This window comes from Photorhabdus bodei (genome assembly GCF_003287735.1).
Lineage (GTDB): Bacteria > Pseudomonadota > Gammaproteobacteria > Enterobacterales > Enterobacteriaceae > Photorhabdus > Photorhabdus kayaii.
Genome location: NZ_NSCM01000027.1, coordinates 13,176 through 29,191 on the forward strand (window position 1 = coordinate 13,176; position 16,016 = coordinate 29,191).

Annotated in this window: 10 protein-coding genes and 2 pseudogenes; 9 read left to right on the forward strand and 3 right to left on the reverse strand. The window is 41.5% G+C overall.

Annotation, left to right across the window (positions count from 1 at the left end; all coding sequences use genetic code 11):
- Window position 1 precedes the first annotated feature (1 nt).
- Window positions 2-832 (reverse strand): pilus assembly protein PilM, encoded by an 831-nt coding sequence (gene pilM / locus CKY02_RS14810; protein ID WP_112895878.1) that lies wholly within the window; start codon window positions 830-832, stop codon window positions 2-4.
- 119 nt (window positions 833-951) lie between these two features.
- Here pilM and mrcA point away from each other — a divergent pair, with 119 nt between their 5' ends.
- Window positions 952-3,483 carry a peptidoglycan glycosyltransferase/peptidoglycan DD-transpeptidase MrcA gene (mrcA, locus tag CKY02_RS14815; RefSeq protein WP_112895879.1) on the forward strand — a complete coding sequence of 844 codons (2,532 nt, stop codon included), beginning with the start codon at window positions 952-954 and terminating at the stop codon, window positions 3,481-3,483.
- A 42-nt stretch (window positions 3,484-3,525) separates the two neighbouring features.
- Here mrcA and nudE read toward each other — a convergent pair whose 3' ends face one another.
- Window positions 3,526-4,074 (reverse strand): ADP compounds hydrolase NudE, encoded by a 549-nt coding sequence (nudE, locus tag CKY02_RS14820; protein ID WP_112895880.1) that lies wholly within the window; start codon window positions 4,072-4,074, stop codon window positions 3,526-3,528.
- A 351-nt stretch (window positions 4,075-4,425) separates the two neighbouring features.
- Here nudE and CKY02_RS14825 point away from each other — a divergent pair, with 351 nt between their 5' ends.
- From CKY02_RS14825 to pckA, 5 genes are all read left to right on the forward strand, one after another.
- Window positions 4,426-6,576: an intracellular growth attenuator family protein gene (locus tag CKY02_RS14825; RefSeq protein ID WP_112895881.1), complete on the forward strand. Its 2,151-nt coding sequence runs from the start codon at window positions 4,426-4,428 to the stop codon at window positions 6,574-6,576.
- 174 nt (window positions 6,577-6,750) lie between these two features.
- Window positions 6,751-7,920, forward strand: a complete 1,170-nt coding sequence (locus tag CKY02_RS14830; RefSeq protein ID WP_112895882.1) for an RNA-guided endonuclease InsQ/TnpB family protein — start codon at window positions 6,751-6,753, stop codon at window positions 7,918-7,920.
- Between the two features lie 82 nt (window positions 7,921-8,002).
- Entirely contained in the window at window positions 8,003-8,419 is a 417-nt protein-coding gene (hslR, locus tag CKY02_RS14835; RefSeq protein ID WP_112895883.1) for a ribosome-associated heat shock protein Hsp15, read from the forward strand.
- A gap of 22 nt (window positions 8,420-8,441) precedes the next feature.
- Entirely contained in the window at window positions 8,442-9,314 is an 873-nt protein-coding gene (gene hslO, locus CKY02_RS14840) for an Hsp33 family molecular chaperone HslO (RefSeq protein ID WP_112895884.1), read from the forward strand.
- A 214-nt stretch (window positions 9,315-9,528) separates the two neighbouring features.
- The gene (pckA, locus tag CKY02_RS14845; RefSeq protein ID WP_112895885.1) at window positions 9,529-11,148 is read left to right on the forward strand and encodes a phosphoenolpyruvate carboxykinase (ATP); all 1,620 of its coding nucleotides are present in this window, start codon (window positions 9,529-9,531) and stop codon (window positions 11,146-11,148) included.
- 47 nt (window positions 11,149-11,195) lie between these two features.
- Here pckA and CKY02_RS14850 read toward each other — a convergent pair whose 3' ends face one another.
- Window positions 11,196-11,891 carry a pirin family protein gene (locus CKY02_RS14850; protein ID WP_112895886.1) on the reverse strand — a complete coding sequence of 232 codons (696 nt, stop codon included), beginning with the start codon at window positions 11,889-11,891 and terminating at the stop codon, window positions 11,196-11,198.
- A 717-nt stretch (window positions 11,892-12,608) separates the two neighbouring features.
- Between CKY02_RS14850 and CKY02_RS14855 the strand changes: the two genes are divergently transcribed.
- From CKY02_RS14855 to CKY02_RS14865, 3 genes and pseudogenes are all read left to right on the forward strand, one after another.
- The gene (locus tag CKY02_RS14855; protein WP_240002060.1) at window positions 12,609-13,946 is read left to right on the forward strand and encodes a sensor histidine kinase; all 1,338 of its coding nucleotides are present in this window, start codon (window positions 12,609-12,611) and stop codon (window positions 13,944-13,946) included.
- A gap of 181 nt (window positions 13,947-14,127) precedes the next feature.
- Window positions 14,128-14,697: pseudogene (locus CKY02_RS14860) on the forward strand (response regulator transcription factor).
- A gap of 107 nt (window positions 14,698-14,804) precedes the next feature.
- A pseudogene (locus tag CKY02_RS14865) lies at window positions 14,805-15,296 on the forward strand (GlcG/HbpS family heme-binding protein).
- The last annotated feature ends 720 nt before the right edge of the window (window positions 15,297-16,016 follow it).

Genomic DNA, 16,016 nt, shown 5'->3' on the forward strand with positions numbered 1-16,016 from the left:
GTTACTTATCATCCGGTCTGAGTGCTAAACCACCAGCTATCACATATTCCATCAGTTGGATTGGCAGTGGTGGTTGATAGTGACGAAATGCTGTCAACATATCCCAAGAGTAAGTTCCTTCAGGTAGGGCTTCTTGTTGGTAGCTACTGTAGTAAACAGGCTGTTCAGCCATAGATGAAGCAAATAATTGACGGATAATCTGCTGTGGAGAAACAGCTGTATTTGCTGATACTAGATCATAAGCGAAGGGGACATTGGCAGGAGATACCCATAGCCAACCAGATTGTTGCCTGTGTAACAGCCAACTATCAGCGGGAACGCCAGCATATTGCGCTATATAGCGTAGGGCACAGGGGGCAATATCAATGGCGTCTGGAAATATTCCTGCTTGTGCAAGACATTGTAGCCAGAGGTTGAGATCTTTCTGGCGAGCGGCGCTGATGTAGGCGTTTTGTTCAATAATACGGTAATCCAGCGCTAGTTCTCGAGTGTTAAAGGGAAATTGTTTCTCGGCACTGGCGTTGATAAACCAGCCTTGTTCCGGCTCTTTAAGATTGATATCTGGAGGTAAAATCAGACTCTTCTGCAATGTTTGTTGTACAGGTAGGGCAAGTCTGAAACTGATTTTTTTAGGTAATTCTTGACGCCATTGATTTAAAATATCACATAATATTTCTGGCCGTTGTAAACGGCCCTCTGGCACGACAGCGTCGGATAAAAGATATTGCCAGCAGTGGCGAAGCTGCCAGCCATCTCGGCGTTTTATAGCTGCGACGGCGCGAAGGATGCCATTTTGGATGTCCAATCCGACATACCATTTTGGTGAATACATATATCGATCTCCATATCAGTAATTTTAATAAAAGACCATATTCAAGGTGCTGTGTAACCTTTATACTACGCGCCGATTGTTTATAAACCACCCGACTAACATGGCATGGGAAATTTCAGGTGAAGTTCGTAAAGTATTTTCTAGTCTTTGTCGTGAGTTGCATTTTTCTGGGAACGGCCTCGATTTTTGGTATGTACAAATATATCGAGCCTCAGTTACCTGATGTGGCGACATTAAAGGATGTTCAATTACAGACACCAATGCAGGTGTTCAGTGCAGATGGCGAGCTTATTGCCCAATATGGTGAAAAGCGCCGTATGCCTCTTGAGCTGTCCGAAATTCCACCCATTATGGTGAAGGCGTTCATTGCAACGGAGGACAGCCGTTTTTATGAACATCACGGGGTTGACCCTGTAGGGATTATCCGGGCAGCCTCTGTCGCGATGAGTTCAGGTCATGCATCACAAGGGGCAAGTACCATTACTCAGCAACTGGCGAGAAATTTCTTTCTCACTCCTGAGAAGACGTTGATGCGTAAAATCAAGGAAGCTTTTCTGGCCATCAGGATTGAGCAATTGCTGAATAAAGATGAGATCCTCGAACTCTATCTTAATAAAATTTACCTTGGTTACCGGGCTTATGGTGTTGGGGCTGCGGCTCAAGTTTATTTTGGTAAGAGTGTCAATGAGTTGACACTGAGTGAAATAGCCATGATTGCTGGTTTGCCAAAGGCACCTTCTACGTTTAACCCGCTTTATTCTTATGGCCGAGCGATTAACCGCCGGAATGTGGTTCTGAGCCGTATGCTCAATGAGGGCTATATTACTCAGCAGCAATATAATCAAGCTAGAAGTGAAAAGTTGGTTGCTAATTATCATGCACCTCAGATTGCTTTCTCTGCGCCCTATTTGTCCGAGATGGTGCGTCAGGAGATGATTGAGCGTTATGGTGAGAATGCTTATACCGACGGTTATAAAGTTTATACCACGATTACCCGTAAACTTCAGTTAGCTGCCGTGGATGCGGTTCGTAATAACCTCATTGATTATGATGTGCGTCATGGCTACCGTGGGGCGCAGGAAGTTTTGTGGAAAGTAGGCGAACCTGCTTGGGATCGAGAACAGATTGTCAAGAAGCTTAAGACCTTACCAAATTATGGGTCGTTAATGCCGGTAGTAGTGACCAAAGCGGGTAGTGATCAGGCGATAGTGATGTTGCCTGATGGCAGCAGTGTAGAATTGTCCATAGCGGGTGTCCGTTGGGCCAGAAAGTTCAAATCTGATAGTGCTCAGGGTGCGATTCCTCGTAGTGTGAATGAAGTGGTTCAAGTTGGTGAACAGGTTTGGGTTCGGAAAGTAAAGGATATTTGGTGGTTGGCACAAGTGCCGGAAGCTAATGCTGCTTTGGTCTCTATTGATCCGAATGATGGTGCTGTGAAGGCGCTGGTGGGTGGGTTTGATTTCAACTTGAGTAAATTTAACCGTGTCACTCAGTCATTACGTCAAATTGGTTCTAATATTAAACCATTTCTCTATACCGCAGCGATGGATAAAGGGCTGACATTGGCTTCATTGCTGAATGACTTACCAATTAGTCGTTGGGATGCAGGAGCCGGTACTGACTGGCGTCCGAAAAACTCACCACCGACTTATGTTGGGCCAATCCGTTTGCGTCAGGGATTAGGGCAATCGAAGAACGTCGTGATGGTTCGAGCAATGCGAGCAATGGGAGTCGATTATGCCGCTGATTACCTGCAACGATTTGGTTTCCCGGCACAAAATATAGTACGAACAGAATCTCTGGCTTTGGGCTCGCCATCATTCACACCAATGCAAATGGTACGAGGGTATTCGGTTATGTCCAATGGTGGCTATCTGATCGATCCTTACTTTATTACTAAGATTGAAAACGAAGATGGCGATGTTCTCTTTGAGGCTAAACCTAAAATTGCATGTCCGCAGTGCGATATTCCAGTAATTTATGGGGATACGGTACGTTCAATCGAACTTTCTGAAAACTCGATTGAGAATGTTGCTCAATCTCATGTCAGCCAACAAGAGATATTGCCGTTACCTGAATTGGAAAGAGCTCCGGTAATTGATAGCCGTGAAGGTGCGCAAGAATATGCTCCTCATGTTATCAGTACTCAGTTGGCATTTTTGATCCATGATGCTTTGAATAGCAATATCTTTGGTGAGCCGGGTTGGTCAGGTACGGGTTGGCGTGCTTCACGCGATCTGAAACGTCGTGATATTGGTGGCAAAACTGGGACAACTAATAGTTCAAAAGATGCTTGGTTCTCAGGTTATGGGCCGGATATTGTCACGACGGTTTGGATTGGTTTTGATGACCATCGTAGAAGCCTTGGCCGTACAGCAGCCAGTGGCGGTGAGGCGGGTGCTAAGAGTGCGCAGCCAATTTGGGATGATTTTATGAAAATTGCGCTGGAGGGGGTTCCTGAAAAAGAAGTTACACCTCCTCCGGGGATTGTTTCTGCCGTGATAGATCGTAAAACAGGTAAACTTGCTGGCGGCGGCGGCGGCGATACCCGTAGTGAATACTTCATTGACGGCACTCAACCTACAGAGAGTGCAGTGCAAGAAGTTGGCACAACTTTAATTGAGAATGGTGAAAGTCAGGAGTTATTCTGATGATAAAACAGGCACAACGAAGCGCTGTTGTGCCTGTGAACTTCAACGGTGTGTTAAGTATTTTTGTGCCAGAAATAGGGCGCAGACATTGCGTGCTTCGTTGAAATCAGCGTGATCCAGTAATGACATCATATCTGCTATCGGCCAACGTATTTGTGGTAGTGGTTCAGGTTCGTCCCCTTCCAGGCTTTCTGGATAGAGATTTTCGGCAATAACAATGTTCATTTTGCTGGAAAAATAGGATGGGGCCATAGTGAGTTTGGCTAATTGTTCTATTTTTCTGGCACCAAAGCTGACTTCTTCTTTTAATTCACGGTTAGCTGCTTCGAAGATACTTTCCCCAGGGTCGATCGCGCCTTTAGGAAAGCCCAATTCGTACTGTTCAATGCCGACTGCATACTCACGAATAAGTAACAATTCATCCCCAATGACCGGGATTATCAGAACAGCTTCCCGATTGGCCGGACGCATCCGTTCATAAACGCGTTTTACACCGTTACTGAATTCGAGATCAACTGACTGAATATGAAATAAACGTGAATGGGCAATGTCCTCTATGTTTAGGATTTTAGGGTTTTTCAGGTCATTCATAATTGCCCCTGATGGTTTAATATTGGTTGAGTTGAGTGCCTGTGCATTATTACGTCATAAATTATTTCATTAACCTTATATTTTATGATGAAATTAGGTACACTCCATAGCTTGACTAAATATGGCCGATTCTTTTGATAAATGATAGTGATTATCGCTGGTTATTGTTGTTACTGTTATCTTTATCCTCTTTGGAAATAGATCTATGTTGTATATAGTTTAGTGCGTTATTATGTAACTCATTGTAAAATAAATTAAAAAAATAAACAGAAATAACCTAATTCAGAACTTAACGTGTAGTTGCTAATTTGCAAACAACAATATCAAGATTGTCATAGGTATAGGGATAAAATGAGCGTAACAGTCGTTATATTGGCTATCTTGATAATTAGCCTGATTGTCATAGCTTCCTTTCTGATTTTCAAATGGAAGCTACATGATAGCGCCCGTTATCTGCCTTCTGTTGCAGAACCAACCTATCGTAAACTTAATGCTGATGAATACCAGGCTATTGAATGTTATCTGAATCGAGAGTTGCCGCCAGTTGTAACAGACCGTATTAATAAAACAAGTTGGCCAATTCTGATGGGTAAAAATGATATGGTTTATACTATCTGTCATTCTATTACCCGGTTTTCTGTTGCCTCAGATGAACGACATAGCTGGCGTTATTATATTGATATGGCAGAAATTCATTTGCCGTTTTTCCTTGAGCCTTTCATTAAACAGCAGAATATTATTGATGTTGTTCACACCGCGACAATACCACTGGTTATTTCGATTAATGGTCACTTTCTGAAAGATTTTCAACAGGATTTTCCTTCTGCTCCGGTAATCTCAGATATATCTCATCAGCAGGCATCGATCCAAAAAAATGGTGAAACCAGCGTAAAGTTACAAAATATTCGTAAAGAGACATTGGAGGAATACCGGTTGAATCACTCATCGGGTATTTGGGAGGGGGGGTTTTTGTGTTTCGGATTTTTCATTTGGTTTCTTGCGTTACTTTCACCGGCACTGCTTTTGCCGTGGCTGATGTTGATTGCAGGTAGTTTAGTCGTTGTCAGTTTTTGGCCATTACTTTGCCCACTTTCAATATGCAGGCGCCAGGATATTCACTGTCTTACCGGTATACCAAAACGATGGGGATTATTTGGCGAATTTGAACAAGGACAAATGAGTAATATTTCTCTTGGTGGGATTGATTTAATCTATCCTCCTCATTGGGAGCCCTATGTTGCTCACTATTTTGATCAGAAAACCAATATTGATATTTACACTAACGGTCAGGTAGTCAGGCAAGGGCATTATCTCTCTTTGCATGATGAAGAGAAAAATTACCCTTATCGTCGTTATGGAAAAAATCTCATGATGATCGTTAGCTGCTTGCTTATTATGTTACTACTCTATTTTTATCAGCCGGTTAGTGTACCGATGAAACTCAGTTTTGCTTGGTTTCGTGGCAGCATCACAAAAGTTATCACTGACGCTAATATGATAGAAGGGATGGAATTGCGAGTTGGGGATATCCTAAAAGCAAAAGGGGTTGGTATGTGTTATATGCCCCCAAACAATATGAACGGTAAAGGCGACACCTATTTTTCTCCGTTCGATTGTTCGGGGATATATTGGAATAGGGTTAATCCACTGCCAATACCAGAATCAGAAATTATAGAAAATGCAGCTAAACTGATCGCGACTGTTAATAAACAATTACGTTTACAGGAAAATGACGATGTAATAAATCCAGACCTTACTCAGGAGATTTTCAAATCTAGTATGATCTTATTGGAAGATTTCTCTGATATTGTATTGAAAACTAAAAAATTATGTGAAAAAGAAACAGACTGTTTACGATTGAAAAATGCTTTGGTTAACCTGGGTAGTGCTATTGATTGGCTAACTTTGTTAAAGAATGCAGAAAGTGGCAAGCTGGATGGCACTCATGTTTTATTGCGCCCGGCAGGTGCTGAAGCTTTAGGGAAATTGGTTGATGCGACGACATCATCATTTATCTACCGGGAAATAGATAAAGTTGCAATGCTGCTTAATAGCCCTTCTCCTGGCGGAGTTCTACTTATCAGTGATGAAGGCAAACAACTGGTTGAGTATATAACGCCAGCCATCATCTCTTATGACCATAGTGCGTTGGAAGACCATAGTGTGTTGGAAGATCATAGTGCGTTGGAACAATGGCGTGAGTTACAGCGGTTATCGGATATGGTATTGCAAACACCCTTTGAGACAACGGGAATTGTCACGGAATTGTCCGTGGATAGTAATGGAACCCGCCGGATTGTGCTGCATAATGAACTAGATACCATGACACTTGCTCGTTGTATTGGTACCACTATTTTATTCTTGGCTCTTTTTACGACCTTAATCATTAATTTTGTGCTGGTTATTAAGAAAAATCGGCAGAATAAACAACGTATAAACAAAATCAGTCAATATTACGATAACTGTTTTAATACACTTTTTCCTCCTACGCATTGGCGATAATCGACAATGGTATGTTAGCAAAAATCGCCGTAAACCCTTGCCCAGTGCGGGCGGGGATATCAGGCGAAAAGCTCAAAGGGCTTTAGGGCTGGCTACTGTGACGTATCTTGGTTGAATTGATATCTGCCTGTAAAACAGGCTAAAATGAATGCACTATCTCCATGAGCGCTGAATATGTTAAGAGCGACCAAAGTCCGCATCTACCCCACACCCGAACAGGCCGGGTATCTTAACGGCCAGTTCGGTGCGGTCCGTTTTGCGTACAACAAGGCGCTGCACATTAAAAAGCAGGCTTACAAACGTCACGGTGTGAGTTTAAATCCGCGCAAAGACCTCAAGCCGCTCCTGGCGGTCGCGAAGCAATCCCGCAAGTACGCCTGGCTCAAGGCATATGACGCCATCGCGTTACAGCAGGCGGTGCTCAATCTGCATACCGCGTTTGATAATTTCTTCAATCCGAAGTTGCGCGCCCAATTTCCCACGTTCAAACGCAAACAGGGCAAGCAATCCAGCTATCACTGTGTTGGGGTGAAAGTGCTGGAGGGCGCGGTGAAGATCCCGAAATTGTCACCGATAGAAGCACGCATACACCGAGAAATTACAGGGGAAGTGAAGAGCATTACGCTCTCTCGAACCGCCACGGGAAAATATTTCGCCGCTATCCTGTGTGACGATGGCAAAGATGCGCCGGAAACGCCGGGCGTTATCATCCGCGTGACCGGTTGCGATATGGGTTTATCCCACTATCTTATCGAGTCGACCGGGGAGAAGGTCAATAACCCCCGTCACCTTATCAACGCCACCCGTAACCTGCGTCGAAAGCAGAAATCGCTGTCCCGCAAACAACAGGGCAGCTCTAACCGCGGTAAGGCTCGATTACGTCTGGCGGCAGTCCATGAGCGGGTAGCCAATGCCCGTGCCGATTTTCAACATAAACTCTCTCGTTCAATTGTTGACGAAAACCAAGCGGTAATTGTGGAGAGACTGAAATCGGCCAACATGATGAAAAATCACCACATTGCTCGCGCTATCGGGGATGCGGGCTGGAATAGCTTCATCAAGAAACTGGAATACAAAGCCGCAGCGGCAGGTGTCCATCTGGTCAAACTGGATCAGTGGTTCGCCAGCTCGAAAACCTGTCATTGCTGCGGTCACAAAGAGCTGGAAATGCCGCTGCGTAAGCGGATCTGGCAATGCCCTTGCTGTGGTGTTGAACATGACCGCGATATCAATGCGGCGCTCAACATCCAGCGCAAGGGCATACTGGAATTACAGGCGGCGGGACTCGTCGTTTCTGCCCACAGAGGCCAGCGTAAATCCGTCATAAAGACGGTGGCGGCCTGAGAAGTGGGAAGCCTCGACGTTTTTTACGGCGGGGAGTAGTCACGCTCTGTTTTATTTGCCAAAGCTGATAGTGAGAGGAAAAATGAAGGGTAATTCAGACTCCGATCAAGCTGTCCGTCTGGATAAGTGGCTGTGGGCGGCTCGTTTTTATAAAACACGGGCTATTGCACGGGAAATGATAGATGGTGGTAAAGTTCACTATAATGGTCAAAGAAGTAAACCGAGTAAATTGGTTGAACTAGGGGCTGCAATTAAACTGCGTCAAGGTAATGATGAACGTATAGTTGAAGTTCTTGCACTAAGCAATCATCGGCGCGGTGCGCCGGAGGCGCAACAACTTTACCAAGAGACGGAAGCGAGTATTACTAACCGGGAAAAAATGGCAATTGCTCGAAAAATGAATGCATTAACTATGCCTCATCCTGATCGCCGGCCGGATAAAAAAGAAAGACGCACGCTGATTAAGTTTAAAAATACCAAGTTAAGCGGGCAGGAATAACCTGCTCGAATGAGAGATATTTATGTTTAAACAAGACCAATTACACCGCTTTTTATTTGAGAATTATTCTGTACGTGGTGAGCTGGTTTTAGCCAGTGAGACTTACCAGAATGTTTTGGATAATCATGATTACCCGCAGCCGGTACAGCAATTATTGGGAGAACTGTTGGTAGCAACCAGTCTATTAACTGCAACCCTGAAATTTGATGGCGATATTACGGTTCAGATTCAGGGAGATGGCCCGGTCAAATTGGCCGTTATTAATGGTAATCATCAGCAACAAATGCGTGGTGTCGCTCGTATTGATGGATTAGTGACTGAAAATAGCAGCTTGAAACAGATGGTGGGTACAGGCTATATGGTTATTACCATTACACCGACTCATGGTGAGCGTTATCAGGGAGTGGTTGCGTTGGAAGGTGAAACACTGGCGGATTGCCTTGATGATTATTTTAGACAGTCTGAACAGCTACCCACTCGTCTATTTATCCGTACAGGCATTCAGGATGGAAGAGTTGCTGCTGGTGGTATGTTGTTACAAATTCTGCCAACAGCGGAGCAGGGGAGTGCGGAAGCTTTTGATCATCTGGTGCAACTTACTGCAACCATTAAAGGTGAAGAGTTATTTTCATTGGAAGTTAAGGAGATCTTGCACCGCCTTTATCATGAGGAGGATGTCATATTATATGAACCGCAAGCGGTTGAATTCCGTTGTACTTGTTCTCGCCAACGTTGTGCTGACATATTAGTCACACTTTCCGATGAGGATGTTAATCATATTTTGCAGAAAGATGGCGCCATTGATATGTCGTGTGAGTATTGCGGCACGCACCATATTTTTGATGCTGATGATCTGGCTGCAATCAGAACAGAAAAAAAGAATCGGCTCCATTGATATTCTATCTAAACAAATTTTCTCACCTTTTAAGGCGCTGATTCGCGCCTTTCTAGCAATATCCATAATACTCAAAACTGCTTTTGTGCCTTTGGCCCCAGATTAAACTTAAAAAAATAGTGGGTTTTCAATTTTTTGATAACTATCGCTGTTAATTAATCATAACTATTTATTATTGCTCACAGAAAAAGCGTGACTACCCAGGAGCAATAACATGAGTGTTAAAGGTATTACCCCGCAGGAACTCGCGGACTATGGAATCCATGATGTTAATGAAATTATTTATAATCCAAGCTATGAGTTGTTATTTTCAGAAGAAACCAAACCTTCACTCGAAGGCTGCGAGAGTGGCACTCTGACCAACCTGGGGGCTGTGGCTGTCGATACGGGGATCTTCACGGGTCGTTCCCCCAAAGATAAGTACATTGTTCGTGATGATGTCACCCGTGACACCGTATGGTGGGCTGACCAGGGAAAAGGTAAAAATGATAACAAGCCATTACAGCAGGAAACATGGACATACCTGAAAGGCTTGGTAACTAAACAGCTTTCAGGCAAACGTTTGTTTGTAGTTGATGCTTTCTGTGGTGCTAATGCAGATACACGATTGAAAGTCCGCTTTATCACAGAAGTTGCGTGGCAGGCCCACTTTGTTAAAAACATGTTTATCCGTCCGTCAGATGAAGAGTTGGTTGAGTTCAAACCAGATTTTATTGTGATGAACGGTGCAAAATGCACCAACCCGCAATGGCAAGAGCAGGGTTTGAACTCTGAAAACTTTGTTGCGTTTAACCTGACAGAGCGTATGCAGCTTATTGGTGGTACCTGGTACGGTGGCGAAATGAAGAAAGGGATGTTCTCTATGATGAACTACCTGTTGCCACTGAAAGGTATTGCTTCGATGCACTGTTCTGCCAACGTGGGTGAAAAAGGGGACGTTGCGGTTTTCTTCGGCTTGTCTGGTACAGGTAAAACTACACTTTCTACTGATCCAAAACGTAAGCTGATTGGTGATGATGAGCACGGTTGGGATGATGACGGTGTATTCAACTTTGAAGGTGGTTGTTACGCGAAAACCATCAATCTGTCCAAAGAGGCGGAACCTGATATCTATAATGCGATTAGACGTGATGCGTTGCTGGAAAATGTTACTGTACTGACAGATGGCACGGTTGATTTCCATGATGGTTCAAAAACTGAAAATACCCGTGTTTCTTATCCTATCTACCATATTGAAAACATTGTTAAGCCGGTTTCCAAAGCGGGCCATGCAACTAAGGTCATCTTTCTGACTGCGGACGCATTTGGTGTGTTACCTCCGGTATCTCGTTTGACACCCGAACAGACTCAATATCACTTCCTATCTGGTTTTACGGCAAAATTGGCAGGTACCGAACGTGGTGTGACTGAACCAACACCTACATTTTCTGCTTGTTTTGGTGCCGCATTCCTGACTTTGCATCCAACTCAATACGCGGAAGTCTTGGTAAAACGTATGCAGGCCGCAGGTGCTAAGGCTTATCTGGTGAATACTGGCTGGAATGGAACGGGTAAACGAATCTCGATTAAGGATACCCGTGGGATCATTGATGCCATCCTAAATGGTGATATTGAAGAAGCTAATACCATTACATTACCTATTTTCGATCTGGCGGTTCCGACAGCGTTGCCGGGTGTGGATACCGATATTCTTGATCCACGTAAGACTTATGCAGATAAATCTCAATGGGAAGAGAGGGCGAAAGATTTGGCTCATCGTTTTGTCGACAACTTTGATAAATATACCGATACACAGGCGGGAGAAGCTTTAGTGAAAGCAGGTCCTAAACTGTAATTGTGAATTTTTTAGCCTCATCCGTTAGGGTGAGGCTTATTTGATATTTATATTGGAGGAAGGTCAAACAACAATATTTCACTATCGTTGCTGCTGCTAAGTTGAAGATTGATTTCATCTCGGATAGCCAGACCATCGCTGGTGGTGGCTTTGACACCATTAACCGTCACTTCGCCACGAATGACTTGTATCCAAATATAACGGCCTTTTTCTGCGACATATTCGGCGGTTTCGTGATCCTTAAGTACCCAACGCCACAAAGTCATATCCTGAAATACTTTTAGTGAACCACCCCGTGCATCAGGCGAGAGCACCAGTTGGCGGCCTTGTACATCATCAAAGCGACCTTGTTCATAGCGCGGTGTTAAACCCGTTTTACTTGGGATGATCCAAATTTGATACAGATGCAATTGGCGATCACTGTTCGGATTGTATTCTGAGTGGCGAATGCCGGTACCTGCGCTCATAATTTGGAATTCACCAGCAGGTACTCGCTCTTTATTTCCTATACTATCCTGGTGTTCAACGGCACCAGAAAGAACATAGGTCAGTATTTCCATATCCTTATGCGGATGGGTACCAAAACCTTGACCTGCTTTGATGAAATCTTCATTAATGACTCTCAATGCTGAGAAATTCATAAAATTAGTATCGTAATAGCTGGCAAATGAGAAGGTATGCCAACTAGTTAACCAGCCATGATCGGCATGGCCGCGATCTGATGCTTTGCGTAAATGGATCATATTCAAATCTCCTCAATGGTTTTTACAGTCTAATTGAGAAGAGATAGCATTAAAGCTTAAAAATCTGACTTAAAAATTCAAATATTTTAAACAAAGGGTGATTGGATTAATTAATAAAAAGAAGCCAGCACCTGGCTGGCTAAAGTAAACACTGGAAGCAATGTGAGCAATGTCGTGCTTTCATCTGTACCCTGAAGGCAGTTCATCTGAAAGCGATACGAATGATAATAATTATCACTATCGATTGTAAAGTGTTTTTTCTGGTCAAATATAGAATAATGGTGAAAATTTATCTCAACTATTTGATAAATATTACTATTTTTTAGATATCGGTGTGATGCCAAAGGGAAAGAAAACCCTTTCATCGAGTCGATTTATTAGGTGATTACCTTAGATTATTCAGTAAATTTGACATGATATTAAGAGCCTTGACAGGGGTTACCGAAACCCTTATCTGGGGTCTATCTATCGAAATAATTTGATCAGGAGCATGAAACATGCTTAGACAAAATAAGCTAGAGCTGGAGTTTCATTTACCATAGGTAACTATTTATTTTAAGAAATGTTTTGATGAAATAATTACACTATAATGAATTTTAATATGCTGCTCAATGCCAAATGTTCTCTAAAATTCAACTCATTCTGTTTAATAGCCGTTTCTTTTATATATTCTGACTGTATTTTAACGTCATGAAAGATATCTTTTCAGGTAATCACATGTGGCATTTTTTTTCGTGGGTTGTGTTAACAGGTTTGACTATTTTGGGAATGATTAATCATTCACTAAATCAGAATTATCAACAACAAACAGTTTCATTTAATATTCTTTATCGAGAGCTGAGTGAAAAGCTGGCACAACATGACGCGATTGTATCGCTAACGGATACTAATATCGAATTAGATCAGCTACAGGAAAATTTTCCACAAATCGTCGGATTACAAGAGATGCCAATGAATGTATTAATATTCCCTATAATCAGTGAAGAGGGAGAGGGAAGGTATTGGCTTAATAGTAAACGCGATAATATCCGGTTATTAATAGATATTAATATCTTAATGAAAGATCTATCATTATTGTCACAATTTCGAATGGTACAACTGGATTGGAATAATCGCCCATTGATTACGTATGGACTGGAGAAAGAGCACTATTTTTGGAACTGGGAGAAAAAGTTAACCAATCGTTTTCAGCCTTTTGTGCTTAAAGTGGGTAACGATCAACAATGGTCTAAAATTCCGTGGGGTTATATTGCTTGTCTGAGTTTTTTATGGGCAGTGATTATCTGTTTTATCTTTTTAATTCAGAAGAATAAAAGATTGAGGAAAATTGCCGATTTACGAGCACATTTCTTTGAATTTACCCGCTTAAATACAATGGATGAAGTGGCAACAGGTGTTGTTCATGAATTAAATCAGCCTTTGACGGCAATTATGAGTTATAACCAAACCGCATTGCGGTTAATGAAAAGGCAGCAATATGATAAAGTGACGCTAATACTGGATTCATCAATTTTGCAAACTCAACGAATCGCAAATTTATTAACGCAGTACCGTCAAAAACTGACGACGGGTAATATTATTTTACAATCTGTAAATATTTTACCGATATTAGGTCGAGTTGAGATATTGCTCGAAAATGAAATTAAGGCGGGTAAGATCAAGATAATAAAACATATTTGTGATGAATTGCCAATGATATCTGCCGAGCCGTTGTGGATTGAGCAAATATTTCACAATTTAATCAGTAATGCTATTCAGGCACAGCAAGGGCAAGGTCGGTCAGAATATCAAAATTGGATCCGCATCGATATCGCCTATATTAATGAAATGATAAAAATCATGATAACAGATGGTGGTCCTGGACTAAGTGATGAAGCTTTAAAAAACGTGTTTATTCCATTCTTCACAACACGTCAACAAGGTATGGGGCTGGGAATGACGTTAACAGAAACATTAATTCATAAACTTGGTGGTGATATTAATGCTGAAAATTGTGAAACAGGAGGAGCGCGTTTTATTATTTGGTTACCAACTAATAAAGGTAAGGAGAAGTAATGGCGGCAGTGATTTATCTTATTGATGATGATGAAGCGATCCGTGACTCATTATCTATACCCTATGGATTTCAAGATGCATCGCGACGGCAAGGGAGTGAATCCCCGGGAGCATAGATAACTATGTGACCGGGGTGAGCGAGTGCAGCCAACAAAGAGGCAACTTGAAAGATGACGGGTATATGTTATTAGAAACAATGAATTGGCAGGTAAGTTCATTTCCTGGTGCGCAAGAATTTCTTGATGAAATTGGCAGTAAGAATATTGCAGCGCTTCAGGGGTGTATTTTATTGGATATTCGTATGCCGGGAAAACCTGGATTGGCATTGCAGGACGATCTTTTAAAACTCAATAGTACATTACCGGTTATTATCATGACAGGACACGGAAATATTGATATTTGTCGTCGTGCTTTTAAGAACGGTGCTTTCGAGTTTTTAACCAAACCTATTGATGCAGATTTACTCATTGAAACAGTTTCAAGTGCATTATTATTTCATCAGAAAGTATTTAAGCAACGTCAGATATATGAGTAGTTAAAAGCTAAATTTAGCCAGTTATCTGAACGTGAAAGGGAGGTGATGAAAATTATTCTGGAAGGTAAAACCAGCAAACAAATTGCTCAACAGTTATCATTATCACCACGTACTATTGAGGTTCATCGAGCCAATATATTTCATAAATTGGATATACATTCTTTACCGCAGTTAGTCAAAGAATATGAATTATTTAAGTCATTATCTTATGACTAAGTATTTCTACTGAGTCGAATAAGTAATTGGCCGAATAGCTATAGCCGATAAACCTCATTAAGTTAGAACAGGATAATTCATCAACTTAAACTTAATGAGGTTTACCTATGAAACATTCTCTTTTCCATACTGTCCTGGCGGCAGGTTTATTCGCTTAATCTGCTTTTGCTTCATCATTAATTACTGAACGTAATATTACTCTTGAGGTAGCAAATAAATTAGCTTCTGAGGCAATTCAGTCCTGTAAATCGAATAATTATAACGTGGCGGTTTCTGTTATTGATAAAAGTGGGGTTTTGAAAGCGGTTCAGCGTATGGATAAAGCCGGGTTGCATACCGTTGAGGCGAGCAAAATGAAAGCTTATACCGCGTTATCTACTCAGAGAACGTCAGAGGACGTAATGAAAACCGCACAATCAAATCTTGGTGCTCAATATTTAGGGGATATCCCAGGCTTCCTATTACTTGGTGGTGGTGTTCCGGTTAAATCTGGTGATGAAGTGATTGGTGCAATTGGTATTGGTGGCGCACCGAGTGGTTCTTTAGACCAACAGTGTGCTTTTGATGCAATTCAGAAAATTTCATCAGATTTATCTTAATCATAATAATTTATAAAATGTACAGGGATAACGATAATAAAATAAATCTCTATTTCTACTTATGATTAAAATATTCGTTGTATTGATATTAGGAATATAGAATTTAGGTTTAATATCTTTCATTATCGTAATTTGCACAGAGGCAATAACTGGAATGAAGTTATTGCTTCTCATTGATTTTTTATGGTTAATAGGTCATATTTATCCTCGGTTTTATTTTAAAATAGAAATTTTATAAATAAACATATTCTTGTATAATTAGTTCCGCTGTTGATTTTATAATAATATTACAAATTAAAATGTTCGTAATAGGCATTTGGAAAATTTATTGAATTGCATGTTGTTTCAATTTAGTTAGCTCTATAGATATTCTTCTGGATTATTATTCTATAACACTATAATATCGCTATCGCTATCGCTATCGCTATCTCTATCTGTCATTTAAGTTGTTTATAAAACCCTATTATATTACGGTTCTAAATTATAATGGAAAACCAATTTTAATCTTAACAGCTTATCATGGTGATGAGCTTGGCTTTAATTGGGATGAAAATATAAATGGACGTAGAAGGACAGACTTTACGCAGGTGTAGGTTCTGTAACAAGTTACACTTATATCTAATGGAATAATACAAATAAACTCACACTAGGCTTATGTAATAAAAGATTATTACATTATTATCGTACGCAATATCACGCAAAAGTATCTCCTCCTAACGC